Annotated in this window: 19 protein-coding genes and 1 riboswitch; of the genes, 12 read left to right on the top strand and 7 right to left on the bottom strand. The window is 74.2% G+C overall.

Features of this window, described 5'->3' with window-relative positions:
* The first annotated feature begins 345 nt into the window (after window positions 1–345).
* The 4 genes from ACFFHU_RS30565 to ACFFHU_RS30550 all read left to right on the top strand — a co-directional run bounded on the left by ACFFHU_RS30565 (window position 346) and on the right by ACFFHU_RS30550 (window position 7,033).
* Window positions 346–3,162: an alpha/beta fold hydrolase gene (locus ACFFHU_RS30565; protein WP_377343974.1), complete on the top strand. Its 2,817-nt coding sequence runs from the start codon at window positions 346–348 to the stop codon at window positions 3,160–3,162.
* On the top strand, window positions 3,162–4,079 hold the full coding sequence (locus ACFFHU_RS30560; RefSeq protein WP_377343973.1) for an ABC transporter permease: 918 nt from the start codon (window positions 3,162–3,164) through the stop codon (window positions 4,077–4,079). The genes ACFFHU_RS30565 and ACFFHU_RS30560 overlap by 1 nt, the downstream gene beginning before the upstream one ends.
* Before the next feature lie 97 nt (window positions 4,080–4,176).
* A riboswitch (SAM riboswitch) is annotated at window positions 4,177–4,306 on the top strand.
* Between the two features lie 11 nt (window positions 4,307–4,317).
* Window positions 4,318–5,595 carry a threonine synthase gene (gene thrC / locus ACFFHU_RS30555; RefSeq protein ID WP_377343972.1) on the top strand — a complete coding sequence of 426 codons (1,278 nt, stop codon included), beginning with the start codon at window positions 4,318–4,320 and terminating at the stop codon, window positions 5,593–5,595.
* Between the two features lie 415 nt (window positions 5,596–6,010).
* Complete coding sequence (locus ACFFHU_RS30550) at window positions 6,011–7,033, top strand: GNAT family N-acetyltransferase (RefSeq protein WP_377343970.1); 1,023 nt, start codon at window positions 6,011–6,013, stop codon at window positions 7,031–7,033.
* A gap of 184 nt (window positions 7,034–7,217) precedes the next feature.
* On the opposite strand, the gene ACFFHU_RS30545 is transcribed toward ACFFHU_RS30550, so the two are convergent.
* Window positions 7,218–7,724: a hypothetical protein gene (locus ACFFHU_RS30545; protein ID WP_377343968.1), complete on the bottom strand. Its 507-nt coding sequence runs from the start codon at window positions 7,722–7,724 to the stop codon at window positions 7,218–7,220.
* A 131-nt stretch (window positions 7,725–7,855) separates the two neighbouring features.
* On the opposite strand from ACFFHU_RS30545, the gene paaN reads away from it, so the two are divergent.
* Window positions 7,856–9,529, top strand: a complete 1,674-nt coding sequence (gene paaN, locus ACFFHU_RS30540) for a phenylacetic acid degradation protein PaaN (RefSeq protein WP_377343967.1) — start codon at window positions 7,856–7,858, stop codon at window positions 9,527–9,529.
* A 78-nt stretch (window positions 9,530–9,607) separates the two neighbouring features.
* Here the strand turns inward: paaN and ACFFHU_RS30535 are convergent, their stop codons facing one another.
* A complete protein-coding gene (locus tag ACFFHU_RS30535; protein ID WP_377343966.1) occupies window positions 9,608–10,066 on the bottom strand; it encodes a hypothetical protein in 459 nt (152 codons plus the stop codon).
* Window positions 10,067–10,135: 69 nt separating this feature from the next.
* Entirely contained in the window at window positions 10,136–10,753 is a 618-nt protein-coding gene (locus ACFFHU_RS30530) for a GNAT family N-acetyltransferase (protein WP_377343964.1), read from the bottom strand.
* 574 nt (window positions 10,754–11,327) lie between these two features.
* Between ACFFHU_RS30530 and ACFFHU_RS30525 the strand changes: the two genes are divergently transcribed.
* The 3 genes from ACFFHU_RS30525 (at window position 11,328) to groL (ending at window position 14,836) form a co-directional block, all read left to right on the top strand.
* Window positions 11,328–11,531, top strand: a complete 204-nt coding sequence (locus ACFFHU_RS30525) for a cold-shock protein (RefSeq protein WP_203864050.1) — start codon at window positions 11,328–11,330, stop codon at window positions 11,529–11,531.
* Between the two features lie 114 nt (window positions 11,532–11,645).
* Window positions 11,646–12,944, top strand: coding sequence for a hypothetical protein (locus ACFFHU_RS30520; RefSeq protein WP_377343963.1), 1,299 nt, complete (start codon window positions 11,646–11,648; stop codon window positions 12,942–12,944).
* A gap of 269 nt (window positions 12,945–13,213) precedes the next feature.
* Window positions 13,214–14,836: a chaperonin GroEL gene (gene groL, locus ACFFHU_RS30515; RefSeq protein ID WP_377343962.1), complete on the top strand. Its 1,623-nt coding sequence runs from the start codon at window positions 13,214–13,216 to the stop codon at window positions 14,834–14,836.
* A 65-nt stretch (window positions 14,837–14,901) separates the two neighbouring features.
* On the opposite strand, the gene ACFFHU_RS30510 is transcribed toward groL, so the two are convergent.
* Window positions 14,902–15,132 carry a hypothetical protein gene (locus ACFFHU_RS30510; RefSeq protein WP_377343961.1) on the bottom strand — a complete coding sequence of 77 codons (231 nt, stop codon included), beginning with the start codon at window positions 15,130–15,132 and terminating at the stop codon, window positions 14,902–14,904.
* 153 nt (window positions 15,133–15,285) lie between these two features.
* Window positions 15,286–15,948, bottom strand: coding sequence for a helix-turn-helix domain-containing protein (locus ACFFHU_RS30505; protein WP_377343959.1), 663 nt, complete (start codon window positions 15,946–15,948; stop codon window positions 15,286–15,288).
* 366 nt (window positions 15,949–16,314) lie between these two features.
* On the opposite strand from ACFFHU_RS30505, the gene ACFFHU_RS30500 reads away from it, so the two are divergent.
* Genes ACFFHU_RS30500 through ACFFHU_RS30490 form a run of 3 tightly spaced genes read left to right on the top strand, consistent with a single transcriptional unit; the run spans window position 16,315 to window position 18,045 of the window.
* Window positions 16,315–16,815, top strand: coding sequence for a hypothetical protein (locus tag ACFFHU_RS30500; RefSeq protein ID WP_377343958.1), 501 nt, complete (start codon window positions 16,315–16,317; stop codon window positions 16,813–16,815).
* Window positions 16,802–17,272 carry a hypothetical protein gene (locus ACFFHU_RS30495; protein WP_377343957.1) on the top strand — a complete coding sequence of 157 codons (471 nt, stop codon included), beginning with the start codon at window positions 16,802–16,804 and terminating at the stop codon, window positions 17,270–17,272. The genes ACFFHU_RS30500 and ACFFHU_RS30495 overlap by 14 nt, the downstream gene beginning before the upstream one ends.
* Complete coding sequence (locus tag ACFFHU_RS30490) at window positions 17,269–18,045, top strand: hypothetical protein (protein WP_377343956.1); 777 nt, start codon at window positions 17,269–17,271, stop codon at window positions 18,043–18,045. The genes ACFFHU_RS30495 and ACFFHU_RS30490 overlap by 4 nt, the downstream gene beginning before the upstream one ends.
* A gap of 114 nt (window positions 18,046–18,159) precedes the next feature.
* On the opposite strand, the gene ACFFHU_RS30485 is transcribed toward ACFFHU_RS30490, so the two are convergent.
* Window positions 18,160–20,820: a S8 family serine peptidase gene (locus ACFFHU_RS30485; protein ID WP_377343955.1), complete on the bottom strand. Its 2,661-nt coding sequence runs from the start codon at window positions 20,818–20,820 to the stop codon at window positions 18,160–18,162.
* A 60-nt stretch (window positions 20,821–20,880) separates the two neighbouring features.
* On the opposite strand from ACFFHU_RS30485, the gene ACFFHU_RS30480 reads away from it, so the two are divergent.
* Window positions 20,881–22,707 (top strand): glycerol-3-phosphate dehydrogenase/oxidase, encoded by a 1,827-nt coding sequence (locus ACFFHU_RS30480; RefSeq protein ID WP_377343954.1) that lies wholly within the window; start codon window positions 20,881–20,883, stop codon window positions 22,705–22,707.
* A gap of 30 nt (window positions 22,708–22,737) precedes the next feature.
* On the opposite strand, the gene ACFFHU_RS30475 is transcribed toward ACFFHU_RS30480, so the two are convergent.
* Window positions 22,738–24,132, bottom strand: a complete 1,395-nt coding sequence (locus ACFFHU_RS30475) for an FAD-binding oxidoreductase (protein ID WP_377343953.1) — start codon at window positions 24,130–24,132, stop codon at window positions 22,738–22,740.
* Window positions 24,133–24,134: the final 2 nt, after the last annotated feature.

Raw genomic sequence — 24,134 nt, 5'->3', positions numbered from 1 at the left:
TTCGGCCCGGCCGGTCGGCCGGGCCGAACTAGTCCCATGCATCGGACCGGAAACCTAACTGATGTCCGAGCGCAACCCTCGGCTTCGAAGAGTCAGGTTTCTGTCACCGCACCCTTTGACTACTCTGCGTACCGTCGACCGAGCCGTAGGTTGCGATTGGTGGACTCGGACCGGTGGATTAGGAGATGTGTGGGAAAACATCGGAATTCACGGAATCCGAAGTTGACTCGCCGGCCGCCGCGAACGTTGCTCGTTCGCGTTCAACCGGCTGCCGAACGGTGTGCCCGGGCAACCTAACGGGGGATCTCAGCCATCACTCAGGTGGACGCCCGTACGGTTGGCTCCATGCCCACCGCTGCCCGGCTGCGTCGCGCGCTGCCCCGGATCACCGCCCGGCGCGCGGTCGCCGCGGCGGCGGTGACCGCCCTGCTCGCCGGGCTCGTCACCTGGGCCGCCTGGCCCGACCGCTCGACGGTCACCGGCGCCGATGCCCGGCTCACCGTCCGCTCCGGACCGTCCGGCACCGAACCGGTCGACCTGGACACCCGCTTCTATCTGCCGCGGGGCGCCTCGGCGGCCCGGCCCGTTCCCGCGGTGCTGCTGGCGCACGGCTTCGGCGGTACGAAGGACTCCGTCCGCTCCGACGCCGAGAACCTGGCGAACCGCGGCTACGCCGTACTGACCTGGACCGCGCGGGGCTTCGGCCGCAGCGGCGGGCAGATCCACCTGGACAGCCCGGACTACGAGGTGCGGGACGCGTCCCGGCTGCTCGACTGGCTGGCCGCCCGCCCGGAGGTCCGGCGCGACGCCGCCGGTGATCCCCGGGTCGGGGTGGTGGGCGGCTCGTACGGCGGCGCCCTCGCGCTGCTGCTCGCGGCCCAGGACCCGCGGGTGGACGCCATCGTGCCGATGATCACCTGGAACGATCTGGCCCGGTCCTTCCTGCCCGAGTCCGCCGGCCGGCCGGTCACCGACGGCGTCTTCAAGAAGGGCTGGGCCGGGGTGTTCTTCGGCGGCGACTCGGGGGTGACCGCGGGCGGGCCGGCCGGCGCCGGTGCCGCGGGCGGGCCCCCCGGTGCCGCGGCCACCGCCGACCCGTCCTGCGGCCGGTTCGCCCAGGACGTCTGCCAGGCGTACCTGAAGCTGGCCACGACCGGCCGGGCCGATCCGGCGGCCGTGGCGCTGCTGCGCCGCTCCAGCCCGGCGCCGGTGCTCGGCCGGATCAAGGCGCCCACCCTGCTGGTGCAGGGTGAGGCCGACACGCTGTTCCCGCTGTCGGAGGCGGACGCCAACGCCCGGGGCATCGCGGCCGCCGGCACGCCCGTCCGGGTCGCCTGGTACACCGGCGGGCACGACGGTGGCGCCGGTCCGCAGAACGACCAGGACCGGGTCAACTACCTCACCGCGCAGTGGCTGGACCACTACGTCAAGGGCACCGGCGCGACGCCCGGCACCGGCTTCACCTGGTCCCGGCTGGCCGGGTTCGACGCGCTCGACCGGGGCCTGGTGGCCACCGGCTACTCCACCGACCGCTATCCCGGGCTGACCGGTTCGGCGAGCCGGCCGGTCGGCCTGGCCGGGCCGGCGCAACGGATCGCCAACCCGCCCGGCGGCAACCCGGCCGCCATCTCGGCGCTGCCCGGGCTCGGCGGCCTGTCCTCGGCGGCCGGGGCGGCCGGCGGCCTCGGCGGCGCGCTCTCCGGCACGGACCTGCCGGGCCAGCACGCCCGGTTCGAGTCGGCCCCGCTGGCCGAGGCCGTCGACGTGGCCGGCGAGCCGACGGTGTCCATCCGGGCCGCGTCGCCCACCGGCGAGGCGGTGCTGTTCGTCAAGCTGTACGACGTCGACCCCAAGGGCGTCGCCACGCTGCCGGAGGGGCTGGTGGCGCCGGTCCGGCTCACCGGGCTGCCCACCGACCTCGCCGCCGCCCGACCGGTCACGGTGACGCTGCCGGCCATCGTCCGCCGAATCGAGGCCGGACACCGCCTGCGGATCGCGGTGGCCACCTCGGATCAGGCGTACGCCACCCCGGCCCAGCCGGCCGTGTACGCGGTGGCCCTGGGCGGCGACGCGGTCACCCTGCCGACGCTGAGCGGCACGCCGATCGCCACCCCGGCCGTCGTCTGGCGCTGGGTCCTCGCCGCTCTGGTGGCCGCCCTGCTGCTCGGGCTCGCCGGCACGGTGCTGTTCCTGCGGCTGCGGTCCCGCCGGCGGGCCGACTCGGTGCACCCGGAGTACGCCTCGGTGCCGCTGGTCGTGCGCGGCCTGCGCAAGGAGTACGCGGATGGGTTCGTGGCGGTGTCCCGGGTGGACTTCGAGGTGCACCCCGGCCAGGTGGTCGGGCTGCTGGGGCCGAACGGCGCCGGCAAGACGACCACGCTTCGGGTGCTGATGGGGCTGACCCGGCCGACCGCCGGGGAGCTCTACGTCTTCGGGCACCGGCTGGTCCCCGGGTCTCCCGTGCTGTCCCGGATCGGCGCGCTGGTCGAGGGCCCGGGCTTCCTGCCACACCTGAGCGGCGTGGAGAACCTGCGGGCGTACTGGCGGGCCACCGGACGGCCGCTGGCGGACGCGCACCTCGACGAGGCGTTGCGGATCGCCGGCCTGGGCGACTCGGTCCGGCGCCGGGTGCGGACCTACAGCCACGGCATGCGGCAGCGGCTGGCCATCGCGCAGGCCATGCTGGGCCTGCCCGAGGTGCTGGTGCTGGACGAGCCGACGGACGGGCTCGACCCGCCGCAGATCGCCGAGATGCGCCGGGTGCTCCAGCGGTACGCCACCGGCGGCCGGGCGGTGCTGGTCTCCAGCCACCTGCTGGCCGAGGTGGAGCAGACCTGCACACACGCGGTGGTGGTGAACAAGGGCCGGGTCGTCGCGTCCGGGCCGGTGGCCGACATCGTCGGCGACTCGCCCAGCGTCCGGTTCGACGTGTCCGATCCGGCCGCCGCGCGGGCGGTGCTGGATCGGATGGCCGGGGTGCGGGTGCTGCCGGACGGCGACGGCGCGCTGGTGGTGGACACCAACGGCACGGCCCGCAGCGAGGTGGTGGCCGAGCTGGTCCGGGCCGGCGTGGGAGTGGACCGGGTGGTGCCGCGCCGCCGCCTGGAGGACGCGTTCCTCGCGCTGGTCGGCGAGAACTCTCGGGGAAGCGGGGACCGCTGATGACGCGTACACCGGATGGGTCGGCGACCGGCGGACCGGGGGTGGCCGAGCGGGCCGCGGGCCTGGCGGGCGCCGCGCCCGGCTACCGGCCGGCCGCCACCCTGCCGCTCTGGGCGGAGGTACGTCGCCAGGCCGCGCGGCGGCGCACCCAGCTCGCGCTCGGCTGCATGGTCCTGCTGCCGCTGGTCGTGCTGGTGGCCTTCCAGTTCAACTCGGGCGGCCGGGACCGCGGCGGCGACGCCCAGTTCGGCAGCCTGGTCGACCTGGCCACCTCGGGTGGGCTCAACTTCGCGCTCTTCTCGCTCTTTGTCTCGGCGTCGTTCCTGCTGGTGGTCGTGGTGGCGCTGTTCTGCGGCGACACGGTGGCCAGCGAGGCGAGCTGGGGGAGCCTGCGCTATCTGCTGGCCGCGCCGGTGCCCCGGGCCCGGTTGCTGGCCGTGAAGCTGGTGGTGGCCCTGGCGTACTGCGGGGTGGCGCTGGTGCTGCTGGTCGGCACGGCCCTGGCCGCCGGCACCCTGCGGTACGGCTGGCACCCGCTGCGCAGCACGGTGGCGGCCGAGATCCCGGCCGGAGACGGCATGCTGCGGCTGGTCGGGATCCTCGGCTACCTGGCCGTGGTGCTGCTGGTGGTGGCCGGCCTGGCCTTCCTGCTCTCGGTCTCCACCGACGCGGCGCTGGGCGCCGTGGGCGGCGCCGTCCTGCTGTGGATCGTGTCCAGCATCCTGGACCAGATCACCGCGCTCGGCGTGCTCCGGAACTTCCTGCCGACCCACTTCAGCACGGCCTGGCTCGGGCTGCTGTCCACCCCGGTGCAGACCGACGACGTGGTCCGCGGCTGCGTCTCGGCGCTGGCCTACGCCGCCGTGTTCGTGTCGCTGGCCTTCTGGCGGTTCACCCGCAAGGACATCACCAGCTAACCCTCCCCGCCCGCCCCGGCCGGGGGTGCGGTCCTCGGATGTGGAACGCGGTCGAGGTGGGGGGGCGTGGCGGGTAGGGTGGGCGGCACAACTGCATACCTCATCCAGAGGGGCTGAGGGATACGGCCCGATGACGCCCCGGCAACCACCGTGCGCTGCTCGACGACGAGCGCGGCGCGGCAGGTGCCAATTCCGTCCCCGCCGCGTGACGCGGGGAAAGATGAGAGGACTCGACGAGATGACGTCGACAATTCCGGCAACCGCCCGCACCAGCCCCGCCCGTGCCCTGATCTGTCGCGGCTGCGGCGCCGAATATCCGCTGATCGCCCAGCATGCCTGTTATGAGTGCTTCGGCCCGTTGGAGGTGGGTTACGACGCGGCGGCGCTGGCCCGGGTGACCCGGGCCGAGATCGAGGCCGGCCCGGCCAACATCTGGCGGTACGCTCCGCTGCTGCCGACCGGTCAGGACCCGTCCGCCCGGGTGACCCTGGATCCCGGGCTGACCCCCCTGGTGGCCGCGCCCCGGCTCGGCGCCGAGTTCGGCATCGACGCGCCGCTGTGGATCAAGGACGACAGCGCGAACCCCACCCACTCGTTCAAGGATCGGGTGGTCTCGGTGGCGCTCACGGCCGCCCGCGGTCTCGGTTTCACCCGCTTCGCCTGCGCCTCGACCGGCAACCTCGCCAACTCGGTGGCCGCGCACGCGGCCCGGGCCGGGGTGCCGTCGGTGGTGTTCATCCCGGCCGACCTGGAGTCGGGCAAGGTGGTCACCACGGCCGTGTACGGCGGCGAGCTGGTGGCCGTGGACGGGTCGTACGACGACGTGAACCGGCTCTGCGGCGAGCTGGTGGAGACCGACGAGTTCGAGGACACGGCCTTCGTCAACGTCAACGTGCGGCCGTACTACGCCGAGGGCTCCAAGACCCTCGGGTACGAGGTGGCCGAGCAGCTGGGCTGGCGCATCCCCGAGCAGGTGGTGATCCCGATGGCCAGCGGCGAGCTGCTGACCAAGGTGGACAAGGCGTTCACCGAGCTGGTGGAGATCGGCCTGGCCGAGGCGCCGGCCGGCGGCTGGCGGGTGTTCGGCGCCCAGTCCGCCGGGTGCAACCCGATCGCCACGGCGCTGCACGCCGGCACCGACGTGATCACCCCGGTCCGGCCCACCGGCATCGCCAAGTCGCTGAACATCGGCGACCCGGCCGCCGGGGCGTACGCGCTGGAGGCGGTGCGGCGGACCGGTGGCTGGATGGACTTCGCCGACGACGACGAGATCCGCGACGCCATCCGCCGGCTCGCCCGGACCACCGGGGTCTTCGCCGAGACGGCGGGCGGCGTGACGGTGGCCGTGCTGGCCAAGCTGGTGGCGTCGGGTCGGCTCGATCCGGCGCGGGAGACGGTCGTCTACAACACCGGCGAAGGGCTCAAGACGTTGGACGCCGTGGCCGGCGTGGTCGGGCCGACGCACCGGGTACGGCCGTCGCTGCGGGCCGCCCGGGAGGCCGGCCTGCTCGGCTGACCGGGCTTCCGCGAGCATCCACTGGATGGATGTTCCACGGCGGCCGGACGGGGGAGCGGACCACTGCGGTCGGTAGCTGGGAATTCGCTGCGAGTAGAAGGAAAACAGCCTTCGGGTACTTGACTGGACATCCTGCACGACGCAAGATGCTCCGTGCGGGAGGGCGTCCGCCGGAGACTTTTCAAGCTCTACCGACCCAGCGCCGGAGGCGTTGTGCGTTCGTCCCTCCCGACCAAAATCCTTCGCGTGCCCGGTGGCCGGTGTTGTCGGCCACCGGGCACGTCCTTTGGGGCGCCGTCGCCGGCCGTCGCCCGCGGTCGCCCGCCGTCGCCTGCCGGCGGCGAGGCGTCGCCCCTGGCCGCGAGGCGTCGAAATTCGGTCGCGGCGGCCGGTCGGGATGCGGCACGGTCGGCGGATGACCATCGAGGTGCTGCCGTTCGATCCGGCCGACCAGGGCGACGTGGAACAGGCGTACCGGATCCGGGTGGCCAGCCTGGCCGCGGCCGCGCCGGACTTCCCGGCGCCCAGCCGGCGGTCGTTTCTGACCGCGCTGCGGCATCCGCTGCCCGGCCACGAGTTCCAGCGCTTCCTGGCCCGGCTCGGTGGGGTGCCGGCGGGCTTCGCCGTGCTCGAACTGCCGCTGCTGGACAACACCGGGAACGCGGAGGTGGAGCTGGACGTACACCCCGACCACCGGCGTCGCGGCCTGGGCCGCGCCCTGCACCAGCGGGTCGTGGCGGCGGCGTGCGACCGCGGCCGGAAGTGGCTGGTCGGTGAGGCCGTGTCCGGGCTGCCCGGTGCGCCGAGCCGCGATCCCGCCGGCGCCGGCTTCGCCCGGGCCATGGGTGCCCGGGTCGCGCTCTCCGAGGTGCGTCGCCGGCTGGAGGTGCCGGCCGTGGACTGGCCCGCGCTGGACCGGACCGTCGCCGCGGCATGGCAGCGGGCGTCCGGTTACTCGCTGCTGCGCTGGGTGGGGCCGACCCCGGCCGAGCACCTGGCCGACATCGCCTACCTCAACTCCCGGCTCAACACCGACGCCCCGACCGGGGAGCTGGCCTGGGAGGCGGAGAAGCTGGACGCGGAACGGCAGGCCGCGGTCGAGCGGGCCTTGATCACCGAGCGCGGCCGTCCGGCGTACGGGGTGGCGGCCCGGCACGACGCGACCGGCCGGCTGGTCGCCTGGACCCAGCTGGTCCGCGCGGAGAGTTCGGCCTGGCACGCCCTCCAACAGATCACCCTGGTCGACCCGGAGCACCGCGGGCACCGGCTGGGCCTGATCATCAAGATCGAAAATCTGCGGTACGCGGTGGCGGGTGAGCCCGAGTTGCGGGCGATCGACACCTGGAACGCCGCGGTGAACGACCACATGATCTCGATCAACGAGATCCTCGGCTACCGCCCGATCGACGCCTGGGAGGCCTGGCAGCTCCCCCTCTGACCGCCCGGTCCCCGCCTGCCCCGCCCGGTCCCCGCCCGGTCCCCGCCCGGTCCCCGCCCGGGCTCCGCCCGGTCCCCGCCCGGCCCCCGCCTGCCCCGCCCGGTCCCCGCCCGGTCCCCGCCCGGGTTCCGCCCGGCCCCCGCCTGCCCCGCCCGGCCTCCGCCCGGTTCGGTCGATCATGGAGTCATGGTGGGGGATCGGTGTTTCCCTGTCCCCGTCGCGGCCGCCACAACTCCATGATCGACGAGGTCGACCGGCCGACGCGGGCGGCCCAGGGGCGCAGCGGGACGTCGCGGTAGCCGCCGGCGGTCAGGCCCGCCCGCCGTTCCAGCACGTTGCGTGCGCCGTAGTCGCCGGTGAGCGCGTACGACCAGCCGCAGGCGGCCCAGTAGACCGGCCAGAAGAGCGGGCCGAGCCGGGCGTACTGCCCGACATGCCGGGTCTCGTGGCCCAGCAGCTCGGCCCGGTCGGGATGCAGCAGCCAGTCGGCCGGTTGTCGGGTGAAGATCACCGAGCCGACCGTGAAGCACTCCTGCCTGGGCAACGGTCCGCGGTAGTCGCCGGCGATGAACACCCCGTACGCCGTCCGGTGGCGCCGGGTCCGGGTCGCGGCGGCCACCGCCAGGCCGACCAGCGTGGTGCCGTTCGCCCAGGTGGCGACGGTCCGTACCCGGTGCGGGCTGGGTGGCATGCCACCAGCATGCGCCCGCCCGACCGGGCCGGCTGTCGGCTGCGTGACCGGACAGGGCGGTTAGGAGGGGGCCCTTCCTATACAAAATGCGATAACAAGGGGCCCCTCCTTCGGGTGGCATGATGGCGGGCATGACGGAGACCCCGCATCCCCTCTACGCCGCGCATGCCGAGACCCTCAACCGGGCCCTGCACGCCATCAGCGAGCGCGGCTACTGGTCCGCTTACCCCGAGTCGCCCAGCCCCCGGGTGTACGGCGAAACCGCCGCCGCCGACGGCGAGGCGGCGTTCCAGGCGTATCTCGGTGCGGACTTCCCGCTGGACCAGCCCGGCACGGCGGACCGGGTGGCCACCGAGGCCAGCCCGTTCGGCGTCGACCTCGCGGTCCGCTACCCGCACGCCGGCCCGGACGAGTTGATCGCCGCCGCCACGGCCGCGCTGCCGGCGTGGCGGGACGCCGGTCCGCAGGCGCGGGTGGGCGTCTGCCTGGAGATCCTCGACCGACTGCACAAGCACGTCTTCGAGCTGGCCAACGCGGTGCAGTTCACCAGCGGGCAGGCGTTCGTGATGGCCTTCCAGGCCGGCGGGACGCACGCCCTGGACCGGGCGCTGGAGGCGGTGGCGTACGCGTACTCCGAGATGACCCGGCACCCCGGCACCGCGGACTGGGAGAAGCCGGCCGGCAAGGGCGACCCGCTGCGGATGGTCAAGACCTACCACGTGGTGCCGCGGGGCGTGAGCCTGGTGATCGGCTGCAACACGTTCCCGACCTGGAACTCCTACCCGGGGCTGTTCGCGTCGCTGGCCACCGGCAACCCGGTGATCGTCAAGCCGCACCCGCTGGCCGTGCTGCCGCTGGCGATCACCGTCCGGTACGCCCGGGAGGTCCTCGCCGAGGCCGGGTTCGACCCGAACCTCGTGCTGCTGGCCGCCGAGGCGCCGGACGAGAAGCTCGCCTCCACCCTGGCCACCGACCCCGCCGTCAAGATCGTGGACTTCACCGGGTCGACCGCGTACGGCGACTGGCTGGAGGCCAACGCCCGGCAGGCGGCGGTCTACACCGAGAAGGCCGGCCTGAACACGGTCATCATCGACTCGACCGACGACTTCGCCGGGCTGTGCCGCAACCTCGGCTTCACCCTGACGCTCTACAGCGGACAGATGTGCACCACGTCGCAGAACATCCTCGTGCCGGCCGCCGGCATCGAGACCGACCAGGGCCACAAGAGCCTCGACGAGGTCGCCCAGGGGATCGCGGCGGCGGTGGGCAAGCTGACCGGTGACCCGGCCCGCGGCGTCGAGCTGACCGGCGCCATCGTGAACGAGGGCGTGCTGCGGCGGCTGGACGAGGTGGCCGGGGTCGGCGAGGCGGTGCTCCCGTCGCGCACGGTCGAGCACCCGAAGTTCCCCAAGGCCGTGGTGCGCACCCCCACCATCGTGAAGCTGGGCGCGGACGCCGGGCAGACGTACGACCGGGAGTGGTTCGGCCCGATCTCGTTCGTCATCGGCACCGACTCCACCGAGCACAGCCTCGAGATCTTCCGGGACACCGTGGGCCGGCAGGGCGCGCTGACCGCCAGCGTCTACTCGACCGACCCGGCCGTGCTGGACGCCGCCGAGAAGGCGGCCGTCGACGTGGGCGTGCACCTGTCCTGCAACCTCACCGGCGGGGTGTTCGTGAACCAGTCCGCCGCGTTCTCGGACTTCCACGCCAGCGGCGCGAACCCGGCCGCGAACGCGGCCCTCACCGACGGGGCGTACGTGGCCAACCGGTTCCGCATCGTGCAGAGCCGCCGCCACGCCTGAGCGTAAGGAAGGGCCCCTTCTTATCGCTTTCGGTATAGGAGGGGCCCCTTCTTAACGGCTGGTCCTCTTAACCGGCGGTCATCCCGTGCGGGTGAAGTCGGCCACCCAGTTGGTCTCCCAGCTCGCCTCACCGTCGGTCGAGAACGCCTGCTCCCACCGGGCCGTCGTACCGGTGATGTCGATCCACAGGTAGCGCACCCGGATGGCGCGGCCGGCGAAGACGTCGTCGCAGGTGAACTCGCCGCGGCCGGCCTCGTCGAAGCGGCCGACCACCGGCGGCAGCGACAGGCCGGTCCGGCTGCTGGCCCAGTAGATCGACCATTCGTCGCGGTCCGCGTCGTGCAGCCGGAGCGTGAGCCCGCCCCAGCCCTGGCTGGGGAACCTCGCCTCATCCACGTTCCCCCGGCCGTCCAGCACGGACCAGCAGCGGTGGGTGCCGGGAAACTCGTACCATTCGTCCGTCCCGGTCAGCGGCGAGCGTAGCCGGCGCTGCCGGGACGTCCATTCGCCGGTGAACCAGTCAAAGGTGTTGTCCATGGCCGGGGAGGCTATGTCCCGTCCCTGCCACCTTCCGTCAGCGTTGGCCGGATCCATTCGCCCCGGCGCTCAGGCCGGGCGGCGCATCTGGAGTTCGGTCAGCACGGGCACGGTGGGGTGCGGGGCGCGTACCCCGGTGTCGGTGAATCCCAACCGCTCGTACGCCCGGACCGCGCGGTCGTTGCCCACCACCACCTCCAGCAGCAGGTCCGAGCGGCCGCACTCGCGGGACCAGGCGGCCACCGCCTCGACGAGCTCGCCCAGCAGCCCGCTGCCGCGCCAGGCCGGCGTCAGGTAGACGGCGAAGATCACCGTGAGGTTGGGGTCGTACGGCGCCACCGTCCCGCCGGCGTGCCCGACCAGCCGCCCGCCGGCGTCGGCCACGAACTGGCCGCGGCGGGGTCCGGTGGCGCACTCGGCGACCCGGGCCGCGAACTCGGCGTGCGGCCGGGCGGCGGCCTGGGCGACCGTCTCCAGGAAGGCGAGGGGCGAGTCGGCCAGCATCTCCAGCCGGAGCGCCCGCATCCGGGCGGCGTCGGCCGCGGCCACCCGGCGCACGATCGGGAACCCCGGCGCCGCCGGCCCGCCGGCCGGCCGCCCGCGGCCGTCCGCGTGGCCGGGGTGCCGCGCCGGCGTGCCGGACCGGTACGGGTGGGACGGCCGGCGCGTGGCTCGAGCGCTCGTCATGACGCATGCCTACCCGCTGCCGGCCGAGGACGGCAACCCGAATGGGCCCGCGGTGGCTCGCGATGACGACGGTGGCCCGCGGTGGCGACGGTGGCCTGCCGTGCCGACGGTGGCGACGGTGGCCCGCCGTGCCGACGCTGGCTCGCGGTGCCGACGGTGGCTCGCGGTGCCTGCGGCGCCTGCGGTGTCCGCGGTGGCCCGTGGCGCGGCCGTCCACGGTGGAAGGATGCCGGACCGGCCGGTCCGGCGCGCGGCGTCTGACCGGGGTCTGACCGGTCGGGTTGGCGGGCCCCGAACGGTCGGCGCTGGCGGCCCATCCACCCTTGGTCCCATGGATGGGACCGGTCCCGGACATCGATCGCCGTGTGCCGTCGCTGCCCGCAGCGGTCGGTGCCGGAGCGGGGGGCCAGCGCCCGTTTTGGGGTAGTGCGCGGTCGTCACGCCTCGTGTAGCGTGCGATTTCGGTTGCCGCTTTCGATGGCCCGCCACGGGTCCATCGGCCGGCGACTCGGGCCGGCGCATGCCGGGCCGGGGGTCCACCCGGACCCGCATCATCGGAGTGAGGAAGTGCACCGTGGCACAGGGCACCGTGAAGTGGTTCAACAGCGAAAAGGGCTACGGGTTCATCGCGGTCGACGGCGGGCAGGACGTGTTCGTCCACTTCTCCGCGATCCAGATGGACGGCTACAAGGCCCTTGATGACGGGCAGCGCGTCGAGTTCGAGATCGCGCAGGGCCAGAAGGGCCCGCAGGCCGAGCAGGTCCGTCTCATCGCCTGAACCGGTTCCGGCGAGCTCCCCCTGGGGTTGCGGCACGTCTCCCGGGGCTGCGGCACGGCCAGCCCATCCTGCATGATCATGGCCGTCGTCCGCCGCCGTCGCTGAGGAGCCCCGGTGACCGAGCCATCCGACCCGTACCGTCCAGATCCGGGCGACCCAACCGTTCCGGGTCCGCCCGCCGCTGACCCTGGCGCGCCCCCGCCCGGCGGCCAGCCCCCGCCCGGCGGCCAGCCCCCGCCCGGCGGCCAGCCCCCGCCCGGCGGTCAGTCGCCGGCGGCGTCCGGTGAGCCGCCCGCCGCGCCCGGCTGGTCCCAGCAGCAGGGTGGCTGGCCGCAGCAGCAGGGCTGGCCCGCGGCCGGCGCCGGCCAGCAGCCGGCCGACGCGCCGACCGCCGGGTGGTCGTACCCCGGCGGCTGGCCGCAGCAGCAGGGCTGGCCCGCGGCCGGCGCCGGCCAGCAGCCGGCCGACGCGCCGACCGCCGGGTGGTCGTACCCCGGCGGCTGGCCGCAGCAGCCCGCGGGTTCGCCGTACCCCGCCGGCTGGTCGTACCCGGCGGGTTGGTCGGCCGGGTACGACCCGAGTGACCCGCTGGTCAACCCGCCCGGCGGCGGAATGTCCGGGTGGTTTGACCGGGGCGTCGGCGCGGTGCGGCGGGGCTGGCGCTCGCTGGCGCTGTTGCTCCTGATCACGGCGGGACTGCCGGCCCTGGTGCTGAGCCTGCTGTCGGCGGCCTTCGCCCCGCACACGCTGACGGTCACGGCCGGCGAGCAGGATCCCGACGCGCTCGGCCGGATGTTCGGCGGCCTCCTGGCGTACGAGGGGATCGTCCTGGGCGCGGCCCTCCTGCTGAGCGTGCTCCAGGCGGTCGGCTGGGCCGGCGGCGCGTGGCTGGTCACCCAGCAGGCCGCCGGCCGGCCGGTGTCGCTCGGCCTGGCCTTCCGGTACGGGCTGCGCCGCGCTGCGGGCCTGTGGGGTTGGTACCTGCTCGCCAGCCTGATCGCCGTGGCCGGCACCTGCGCGTGTGTCCTGCCGGGCATCTATCTCGGCTTCGCGCTGAGCATGGCGGGCCCGATCTTCCTGTTTGAGCGGGGAAACCCGATCGGTCGGTCGTTCGGGATGGTGCATGCCCGGTTCGGGATGGTCCTGGGCCGGGTCGCCACGGTGGTTGGGCTGGCGGTGGCCGGCAGCCTGGTGATCGCGATGATCCAGGCCGCCGGCAGAGCGCTCGGCGGTGCGACCGCGGACGGCCTGCCGGCGCTGTCGCCCGGGTACGTCGGCACCGCGTTGATCACCAGCGCGCTCTCCGTGCCGATCTACCTCGTCGTCCTGGTGGGGCTCCTGATCACGTACGCCGAGCAGCGCGCCCAGGAGGCGCCGGTGAACACCGCCCGACTGGCCGAGGAACTGGGCTGACCGATCCCGGAGGCGCTTGCACTCGCCGGGTGAGAGTGCTAAACAAGGGATTGGCACTCGCACCATGTGAGTGCCAATGGTCGGGGCGGTAGGGCCACGGTCGCGGCGCTGGAGGGCGGCGCGGCACATGGCCGGTCGTCGCGGGCTGTCCGCCCGGCCGGCGGACGTCACTGTCGCCAGGTAGTGACGTCCGAAGGTGCGTAGTCAGGCGGCAGGTTCGGGTCCCACGGACCCGGGCGGCCGTTGAGCGTCCAGGAGGACAACGCCGTATGGCCAAGATGATCGCGTTCGACGAAGAGGCGCGCCGCGGCCTCGAGCGGGGCATGAACCAGCTCGCCGACGCCGTGAAGGTGACGCTCGGTCCCAAGGGCCGCAATGTCGTGCTCGAGAAGAAGTGGGGCGCTCCCACCATCACCAACGATGGTGTGAGCATCGCCAAGGAGATCGAGCTCGAGGACCCCTACGAGAAGATCGGCGCCGAGCTGGTCAAGGAGGTCGCCAAGAAGACCGACGACGTGGCCGGTGACGGCACGACGACGGCGACCGTTCTGGCGCAGGCGCTGGTCCGCGAGGGCCTGCGCAACGTCGCGGCCGGCGCGAACCCGATGGCCCTGAAGCGGGGCATCGAGGCCGCGGTCGCGAACGTGTCCGAGGAGCTGTCCAAGCTCGCCAAGGACATCGAGACCAAGGAGCAGATCGCCTCCACCGCCTCCATCTCCGCTGGTGACACCAGCGTGGGTGAGATCATCGCCGAGGCGATGGACAAGGTGGGCAAGGAAGGCGTCATCACCGTCGAGGAGAGCAACACCTTCGGCCTCGAGCTGGAGCTCACCGAGGGTATGCGCTTCGACAAGGGCTACATCTCGCCCTACTTCTGGACCGACCCGGAGCGTATGGAGGCCGTCCTCGACGACCCGTACATCCTGATCGTGAACAGCAAGATCTCGTCGGTGAAGGACCTGCTGCCGATCCTCGAGAAGGTCATGCAGTCGGGTAAGCCGCTGGCCATCATCGCCGAGGACGTCGAGGGCGAGGCCCTGGCCACCCTGGTCGTCAACAAGGTCCGGGGCACCTTCAAGTCGGTCGCCGTCAAGGCGCCGGGCTTCGGTGACCGCCGCAAGGCCATGCTGACCGACATCGCCATCCTCACCGGTGGCCAGGTCATCAGCGAAGAGGTCGGCCTCAAGCTGGACGCCGTCGGCATCGACATGCTGGGCCGGGCCCGCAAGGTCGTGGTGACCAAGGACGAGACCACCATCGTCGAGGGCGCCGGCGACGCCGACCAGATCAACGGCCGGGTCAACCAGATCCGCGCCGAGATCGAGAAGAGCGACTCCGACTACGACCGCGAGAAGCTGCAGGAGCGCCTGGCCAAGCTGGCCGGCGGTGTTGCGGTGATCAAGGTTGGCGCGGCCACCGAGGTCGAGCTGAAGGAGCGCAAGCACCGCATCGAGGACGCCGTGCGCAACGCCAAGGCGGCCGTCGAGGAGGGCATCGTCCCGGGTGGTGGCGTCGCGCTGGTGCAGGCCGGCAAGAGCGCCTTCGACAAGCTCGACCTGACCGGTGACGAGGCGACCGGCGCGCAGATCGTGAAGATCGCGCTGGACGCCCCGCTGCGGCAGATCGCCGTGAACGCCGGCCTCGAGGGCGGCGTCGTGGTGGAGCGGGTTCGCAACCTCGACCCGGGTCACGGCCTCAACGCCGCGACCGGCGAGTACGTCGACCTGCTCTCCTCGGGCATCATCGACCCGGCCAAGGTGACCCGGTCGGCGCTGCAGAACGCCTCGTCGATCGCGGCGCTGTTCCTGACCACCGAGGCCGTGGTGGCGGACAAGCCGGAGAAGACCCCGGCCGCCCCGGCGGCGCCGGGTGGCGGGGACATGGACTTCTGAGTCCAGACTCCACGTAGTCAATCAGGGGCGGGTCGCGCGAGCGGCCCGCCCCTGATCCGTCCGGCTCACCTCGCCGACCGGCCCGATCCGCGATGCCGGCCGCCCCGGCTCGGCGGGTCGGCCGCCGGCACGGGCGCGTCCACCAGCTCCACCGGTTCGACCGGTGGGTCGAGGTCCGGCCCGTCCAGCTCGGCCCGCTGGGCCAGGTCGCCGAAGTCGATCCGGTCGGCCTCCGCGGGCGGGCCGGTGGGCTCGGGTACGCCCGGCTCGCCGCCGGTTTCCTCGCTCGCTGCCATGGCTGCCACCTCCCCACCTCACGGTAGGGGCGGACCGGGGGGCCAGCGGCCGAACCGGGCTATCCACCGGCGATCGGCGTTTCGGCCGTTCTGCCGTCGATTGGCTTGCCAAACAGCACGAAGTCGCGGAGCCGCCTCCGCACTCGGTGGCCCTCAGGGCAGCCGAATCGGATCGGTTCGACCGATCCCCACGGTTCGTCCAGCGAAGTGCACCAGCACACCGGCCCACAGGGTGGCTCCCCGGGTGACGAGCACGTCTCCCCAGAGCACGTCGAAGACGTACCGGGAGCGGTACTCCTGCCGGGCGTTGTCCTCGGCGCGGTGTATCCGCGCGGTCACCTCGGCCAGCCGGGTGGTGGCCAGGTGGTCGAAGGCCCTGGTGCCGGTGAAGCGGCCCCAGGCGGCGCCGCGCCGCGCCGAGTAGCGCAGCTCGACGACGCCGAGGTTTATGTTGACGTATCCGTCCTCCACATGCTGGTCCCACAACACGCTTCGGGCGTGCACCGTGACGGCGTCCTCCTCGCAGCCACAGCGGCGGGGATCGGCGCCGTCGGCCACCGGCTCCGGAGGCAGCGCGGGCGCCGGGTGCGCCGGGTCGGCTCGCGGCACGCCCCACCACTTGTGACGCCAATCCTCGGAATGCTCGCCGCAGGCGGTCACGACCGTCTCGGTCAGGGCCCAGCTCGGGACCCGGCGGCCGGTCTCGGCGGCGGACAGCGCGCTGGCCGAGTAGCCGGTCCGGGCGGCGAGTTGCCGAAGCGTCATCCCGGATCGCAGGCGCAGCTCGCGCAGCGCCTCGGGGAGAGGCCCGGACACCGGCCGGTCCGGCTGTCTCCGGCCATTGTGCACAGCCGAAGGATACCGCTGGTCAGCTCGTGGCCGTCGTACACCACCGTGCACATCCAGCCCGATGGTATTGATCCGGTCGGGACCCTCGCCGATCCTCGCTCCGGCGGCCGAACGAGGGCGGGCTCGGCTCAGTTGCCGGCCGTTGGCCGCCGAGTCGCCCGTACGTCGGGGATGGGAACCTGGATGACCGACAATTCACGATCGACGGCCAGCCTGATGGGCCGGTTAGGCAATCGGGCGCCGTCCGCCCGGGACGTCGCCGGACCGGGACCGGATCGGCCATCCGGCCCACCATACGAGGGCAGGGACGCCGCCGGCGTGGCGTCGGTGCGGGTGGACGAACGTGGCCGGGTGCTGGACGTCCGGTTGGAACCGAGATGGGCCGAGCGGATCGGGCCCGGCGATCTCGGGGCCTCGATCTTCGAGGCGTATCGCGCGGCGGAGTTGCAGGCGGCGGTGGCGGTGTACAACACGGCCACGGCCGCCGCCCCCCGAGAGGCCCAGCCGGACCTCCGAGAGCTGGCGAGGGACGCGGCGGATCGACCCCGGATGAGCCTGGCCGAGTGGTTCGGCGCCACCGAATACCAGCTGGCGGAGACGACCGCTGAGCTGGAACGGCTGGAGCGGTTCAAACCGCCCGCCGAGCCGGGCGAGCGGACGCAGCTCGGGCCGCGTGGCCTGGTCGGGGCCGTCCTGGCCGGGCGGCAGGTCAGCGGGGTGACCGTACGGCTGGGCCGGGGTCCTCGACCGTCCGCTGTGGACCTCGCCCGGGACGCGCAGTTGGCCCTGCAGAGCGCCGGCCGCAACGAGGGGGGACCTGATGGCCGACGATGACCACGTCAGTGTCGTCACGCCCGCGCTGCGCAAGGAGGCCGGCAAGTGGGGCGGCATGGGCAACGACATGGGTACGGTCAAGCGGAGCGCCGCGGCGCTCACTCTCTGGCAGTCGGCCTTCTATGTGGCCGAGCCGACCGGGTTCACCGTGGCGCCACATTCGAACGCCTACAACGACATCCAGGGCTTCATGGTGTCGGTCCTCGGCGGCGGTGAGACGGAGTTCCACCAGCTGGACGGGGCGCTGATTCGGGCCGCCGACTCGTACGAGTCGGCGGACCACGGCGCCTCGGCCGATCTCAACAAGATCTACAGCGTGCCACCGATCCCGGCCGCCGGCTCGGGCGGAGCGGACCTGCGTGGTGGGGGCGGTCACGCCCCCGATCTCAAGGGCGAGGGCGCCTCCCGGCCGGCGCGGCCGCCGGATGGGTCCGAGTATGAGGAGAGCCTGTCGTGACGCCGCCCACGGGTCAGGTCAGCACCACGGATGTCAAGCAGATGGAAGGAGATTTCCACAAGGCCACCGAGAGCGTCCGTACCGCACTGCACTCGGTCAATTCCAAGTTCGGCGAGTTCGAAACCAGTACCGCCGGCATCAGGATTGCCCTGCAGATTGCCCAGCCGGCCATCGGGCAATGGGTCAACGACAACATCGAGACCGCGCGTAAGCGGATCGACGAGATAGCGGGCAAGGCGAACTACGTGCTGGATCACTGCACGCCGGTCCTGTCGCTCATGACGACGAGCTTCCACTGGCTCGACCAGGTGCAGTCGCCGCTGTCCGACCTGGCGTTCACCGCCGGCAACCCGGCCGACGCGAACCTCGCCTACTGGCAGGGCGGGGCCGCCACCGCGTACGGGACCAAGCAGGGCCAGCAACAGGCCGCGCTGCAGGATGTGAAGGACAAGGCCGCGTTCATCAGCGGATGGCTGATGGGCATCGCCCGGTCCAACGTCGATTACATGACGACGATGAGCCAGATCCTCACAAAGATTGTCGGCAAGATTGTGCAGGCAATCGCCGACGCGGCCGGCGTGGTCACCATCGTGCTTGCCGCCACCGCACTGTCGGACTCGGTCGGAGACCTGGTCACCGACGGCCTGAACCTGCTGGTCGACGAGATTAACCGGTTCGTCGCAATGGCCGACGACATCCGGCAGGTCAGGGAGCAGACGGGCGACCACTCCAACCTCCCCGGCGGCAGATGGCCGGAGGCGGTGTACGGCTGAGGGGCCGCCGCAGGCGGCCGACCGGACCGGCGCGGCTACCGCCGAGCCGTCGACGTCCGGTCCGCCGCTCGTCCCCGGCGGCCGGCGGGTGTCCTCGGCGGGCCGCGCGCTTCCTCAGCGCGCGGCGCGGACGGCCGCGTACGCGTCGACCAGGCCGGCGCCGCTCGCGGCGGGTCCGATGGCACAGCCGCCGTTGCCGCCGCCCGCGCCGTCGACCGGAGGCGCCACCGGGGCGGCCGTGTCCCGCAGGATGCGCCGGGTCCGCGCCAGATCCCCGATCAGGGCCGGGTTGGCCGACCAGATCAGCGCCACCACGCCGGCCACGTGAGGGGTGGCCATCGAGGTGCCGTCCAGCGTGCCGTACCCGCCGCCGGGCAGTGCGGACAGCACCCCCGCCCCCGGCGCCACCAGGTCCGGCTTGCCGGCCCCGGCCCCGGGCTCGTCCGGGCCGGTCGCGCCGCCGTCCGGGCCGGTCGCGCCGCCGGGCCGGTCGGGCCGGTCGGGCCCGGCCGTACCGCTCGCCGGGCCGCGGCTGGAGAAGTCGGCCACCCGCCGGTTCCGGTCGACGGCCCCGATCGTCTCGACCTCCGGGTACGGCGCGGGCGGGTCGCTGATCGAGCCGCACCGCGGGCCGGTGTTGCCGGCCGCCGCCGCCAGGAAGACGCCGGCGGTGGCGAGCGCCGCGGTGGCCGGGCGCAGCGTCCCCGGGTTGCAGCCCTCGATCGGCGGGCAGCCCCACGAGTTGGTGAGCACCTGGGCGCCCCGCTCGGGCCGGCCGTCGGTGAACGGGTCGCCGCCGGTGCGGAACGGCGCCAGCATGAACTGCAGGCAGTCCAGGTAGTGCGCCGGGCTGCCGAGGTTGCGGTCGAGGTTGACGCAGCCGATCCAGCGGGCGCCGGGCGCCACCCCCACGCCCGTGCCGCCGACCGCCGTGGCCAGTGTGTGGGTGCCGTGCCCGTTGTCGTCGGTCGGCCGGGTCGTGCCGTTCCACGGGTCGTACCAGGAGTCGTCCCCGCCCCGGAAGTTGCCGGCGAGGGCCGGATGGGTCAGGTCGGCCCCCGAGTCCGAGCCGCCGACCAGGATGCCCGAGCCGTCCACCCGGAATTCGGCCCGAACCCGGTCGGCGCCGATGGCCGAGATATTCCACGGGGTGCCGGTCGGTGGCCCGGCCGAGCCGTGCCGCGGCGTGACGGGCGCGGGCAGCGGCCGGGGGTTCTGGTCCAGCAGCACCCGGTCCACGTCGGGGCGGCGGGACAGCCAGGCCCGGACGGCCGGACCGCCCTCCACCTCGATCCCGTTCACCAGGTAGTACGGGGTGTAGCGCAGGTGCCACCGGTCCAGCTGACGGCGCAGCGGCGCCTGCGCGGTCTCGGCCTGGCTCACCAGGGCGCGGTAGACCTCGGTGGCCCGCTCGATCCGCCCGGCCGGGCCGGTCCGCCCGGTATCCACCCCGGACAGGTCGGCCTGCCGCTTCAGCATCACGAACAGCCGCTCGCCGTGCAGGCCCGGCTGGCCCGCGCCGGCGTACGCCCCGAGGGTTCCGACCAGCAGCAGGGCGGCGGCCGCGGCGGCCAGCGGGCGGGCGGGCCGGACGGCGCGCCGGCGGGCGGAGCCGGCGCCGTAGCCGACTCCCAGCAGCAGCGCGAGGCCGAGCGAGGCGGCGGCCGCGACTGCGGCCCAGAACGGCACGTCCCGGCCCTCGACCAGCACCAGCGAGATCTCCTCGGGGTCGGTGAACGCCAGCGGCCCGAGCGCCGCGAGACCGATCAGCAGGCCGACCGGCGCCGCTGCGCCCACGCCGGCGCGGCGGGCCAGCACCCAGAGCGCGGCCGCGGCGAAGCCGAGCGGCGGCAGCAGGAGCAGCTCGGCCAGTTGTGCCCCGTCCTGCCCGGTGGCCGCGGCCAGCGGCAGCAGTCCGGTCCCGGCCACCAGGCCGGCCAGCAGCACCGTGAACGCCGGACCGGCCGCGCCGGCGCTGGCCGGTTCCGCCGGGTACGCCGCGCCAGCCGGCCCCGCGGGGTATGCCGCGCCGGCCGGCGGTGGCGGGTATGCCGCGCGGGCGGAGGTGCGGAAGCCGTGCCGGCGGATCGGGGCGAGGACGGCGGTCCCGAGCCAGCCCACGGCGGCGGCCGCGGCCACCGCGAGCACCGTCTCCAGCGCGCCACCCAGCGCGCCCGCGAGCGTCCACGGCAGCAGCACCACCAGCCCTGCCGCCACCGCCAGCGCGGCCGGAGCGGTCGGCCACCCGGGGCGGAGCCGGGCCCGACGCTTCGCGCGGGGCGCGGCCGGGCCCGACGCTTCAGCCGGGGCCACGGCCGGCGCCGGGGTGCGCCGGGCGCGGCGCTCGGGGCGTACCCGGGAAAGGAGCCAGGCCAGGACGGCGGCCGCGGCGGCCAGCGCGGCCAGGTAGGTCTCGTTCAGCGGCGGCGGAACCAGCCGGCACAGCCCGAGCAGGCCGAGCGCCGCGCAGCCGCGCAGCCAGGTCCCGCCGGTGGCCCGGACCGCGGCGGACCGGGGAAGCCGGGCCAGCAGCAGCGCCGGCACCCCGGCCAGCAGGGCCGCGAGCACCGCCGGCAGCGGTCGGGCCCAGCCCGGCGTGGCCAGCCCCTCGATCAGCAGCACCTGGGCCAGCAGCCAGCCGGACGCCTGACCGGCCACCGGGACGGCCACCACCCAGAGCCCCACGAACACGGCGGCCACCACGGCCCCGGTGCCCCCCGGCGGCCGCTGCGGGTGGCCGGGAGGTGAAGGCGGCAGGGCGGACCCGGTCTGCATGAGGCGAACACTACGGGTCGCCGGCGACCCGTCCGGGACAGCGCCGGTTACCGTGGATGGGTGCGCGATCCGAGCGTTTCCCGAAATGTCGCCGGCCAGCTCTCCCCGGCCCGGCGGGCCGCCGACCTGCGCCGGTTGCGGGCCGAGCGGTTCGACGTGCTGGTCATCGGGGGTGGGGTGACCGGTGCCGGCGCGGCCCTCGACGCGGCCTCCCGCGGGCTCAAGGTGGCCCTCGTCGAGGCGCGCGACTTCGCGGCTGGCACGTCCAGCCGGTCCAGCAAGCTGATCCACGGCGGGCTTCGCTACCTCGAGCAGCTCGAGTTCCACCTGGTGCACGAGGCGCTGACCGAGCGCGGCCTGCTGGCCACCCGGCTCGCGCCCCACCTGGTCCGCCCGGTGCCGTTCCTGGTGCCGCTGCCCGCCGGTTCCGGCGCCGGCGGCATCCCCGGCCGGGCGTGGCGACGGGCCTACTACGGCCTGGGGGTGGCCGCGTACGACGCGTTCGCCGGCCTGTTCGGCCAGGGCCGCGGCATGCCGTTGCATAGGCACCTCACCCGGGAGGGGGCGCGCCGGCTGTTCCCGAGCCTGCGCCCGGACGTGACGGCCGGCGCCATCCGCTACTACGACGGCCAGGTGGACGACGCGCGGCTCGTGGTGACGCTGGCCCGGACCGCCGCCAGCCAGGGCGCGGCCGTGGTCACCAGCGCCCGCGCGGTGGGGCTGGTGCGGCAGGCCCGGGAGGTCACCGGGGTCCGGGTCCGGGACATGGAGGCGCCCGCCGGCGCCCCGGACGCGGAGTTCGAGGTACGGGCCCGCACGGTGATCGGCGCCACCGGGGTGTGGAGCGACGACATGTCCCGGATGCTCGGCGACGTGGGCCTGCGCCCCGGGATGCGGGTGCGCGCCTCCAAGGGCGTACACCTGGTGGTGCCCCGCTCGGCGATCACCGGCGAGGCCGGGCTGATCCTCCGGACGGCCAGCTCGGTGCTGTTCGTCATCCCCTGGGGCGGGCACTGGATCATCGGCACCACCGACACCGACTGGCGGCTGGACCGGGCCCACCCGGCGGCGTCGGCGCGGGACATCGACTACCTGCTCGACCAGGTCAACACCGTGCTCGACCGGCCGCTCACGGCCGCCGACATCGAGGGGGTGTACGCCGGGCTGCGGCCGCTGCTGTCCGGCGAGGCCGACTCGACGTCGAAGCTGTCCCGCGAGCACGCCGTGGTGGAGCCGATGCTCGGGCTGGTGCTGGTGGCCGGCGGCAAGTACACGACGTACCGGGTGATGGCGGCCGACGTGGTGGACCGGGCCGCCCGCCGGCTGGGCGCCGTGCGCCCGTCCCGGACCGCGGACCTGCCGCTGCTCGGGGCCGACGGGTACGCCTCGACGTGGCGGGATCGGGCCGACCTGGCCCGCCGGCACGGCGTCCCGGTGGGCGTGCTCGAACACCTGCTGGAGCGGTACGGCACCCTCGCCACGGACCTGCTCGCGCTGATCGACGCCGATCCGCTGCTGGCCTCCCCGCTGGCCGGCGCCCCGGAATACCTGGCCGCCGAGGTGACGTACGCGGCCCGGGCCGAGGGGGCGCTGCACCTGGACGACGTGCTGACCCGGCGGACCCGGATCTCCTTCGAGACCGCCCACCGCGGAACCGAGTCGGCCGAGCACGCGGCCGAGCTGATGGGCGCCGTGCTCGGCTGGGACGAGGCGGTTCGGGCCCGCGAGGTGGCGCACTACCTGGCCCGGGTGGCGGCCGAGCGGCAGTCGCAGCGGATGCCCGACGACGCCACCGCCGACGCGGCCCGGCTCGGCGCGCTCGACGTACGCGGGTTCGCGGCCGACCGCGGCGAGGAGGAGCCGTCGCAGGACGCCCTGCGCGCCTGAGTCGAGCCCGTCAGCCCGGTGTGGCCGGGGCTACAGCACCTTGCCGGGGTTGAGCAGGCCGGCCGGGTCGAGGGCGTCCTTGATGGCCCGCTGCACCCGCATCCCCACCGGCCCCGCCTCGCGGGCCAGCCAGTCGCGCTTGAGCAGGCCGACGCCGTGCTCGCCGGTGCACGTCCCGCCGAGGGACAACCCCAGCTCCATGATCGCGTCGAACGCGTGGCGGCCACGGTCGAGGCTGGCCGGGTCGGCGCGGTCCACCACGATGTTCGGGTGCATGTTGCCGTCCCCGGCGTGCCCGACCACCCCGATCGGCACCTCGTGCTCGACGGCGATCCGGTCCACCCCGTCGAGCAGGTCGGCCAGCCGGTCGCGGGGGACCGCCACGTCGTCGATGACCAGCCCGCCGTTGCCGTCCGGGTAGGTCTGCGCCGCCAGCCGTTCCATGGCCGGGTGGGCCAGCCGGCGGGCCTGGAGCAGCGCGGTCGCCTCCACCGGGTCGGTGGCGGCGAACACCTCCGTGGCGCCCGCCGCGGCGCAGAGCTTCGCGATCCGGTCCAGGTCGCCGGCCGCCCGGGCGCCGGTGTCGGCCGCCGCCAGCAGCAGCGCGCTCGCGTCCGTGCGCAGCCCCATCGGCCGGTACGCCTCGATTGCCCGCAGGTGTACCCGGTCGAGCAGTTCCAGCAGGCTCGGGGTGAGGCCCTGCCCGGAGATCTCCGCCACGGCGTCGCCGGCCGCGGCCGCGGAGTCGAAGACCGCCACCAGGGTGAGCGACTCCTCGGCGGCCGGCCGCAGCGCCACGGTGATCTCGGTGATCACCCCGAGGGTGCCCTCGGAGCCGACGAAGAGCCGGGTGAGGTCGTACCCGGCCACCCCCTTGGCGGTCTGTCGCCCGGTCCGGAGCACCTCGCCGGAGGCCAGCACCACCTCGAGGCCGAGCACGTACTCGCCGGTGACGCCGTACTTCACGCAGCACATCCCGCCGGCGTTGGTGGCCACGTTCCCGCCGATGGTGGAGGACTCCCACGAGCCGGGGTCGGGCGGGTAGCGCAGGCCGTGCCGGGACACCGCCGCGGCCAGCGTCGCGTTGACCACGCCCGGTTGCAGCACGGCGATCCGGTTCACCGGGTCGATCCGGCGGATCTCGTCCATCGAGGTCATCGACAGCACCACGGCGCCGTCCACCGCGTTGGCCGCGCCGGCCAGCCCGGTCCGCGCGCCCTGCGGCACCACCGGTACGCCGTGCCGGGCGGCCAGCCGGACCGTGGTCACCACGTCGTCGGTGTGCCGGGGGCGTACCACCACCGCCGGGGTGCCCGCCGGGCACAGGTCGGCCTCGTCCCGCCGGTGTCCGGCCAGCAGATCCGGGTCGCTGAGCACGGCGGCCGCGCCGAGCGCGGCCCGGAGATCTTCGATGAGGTCGGGCATGA

Origin of the sequence: Plantactinospora siamensis (assembly GCF_042434095.1) — a bacterium.
In the GTDB taxonomy this organism is placed as follows: Bacteria; Actinomycetota; Actinomycetes; order Mycobacteriales; family Micromonosporaceae; genus KBS50.
Note: the sequence above shows the minus strand (reverse complement) of the source record. Positions and strands in the feature narration are given on the sequence as shown.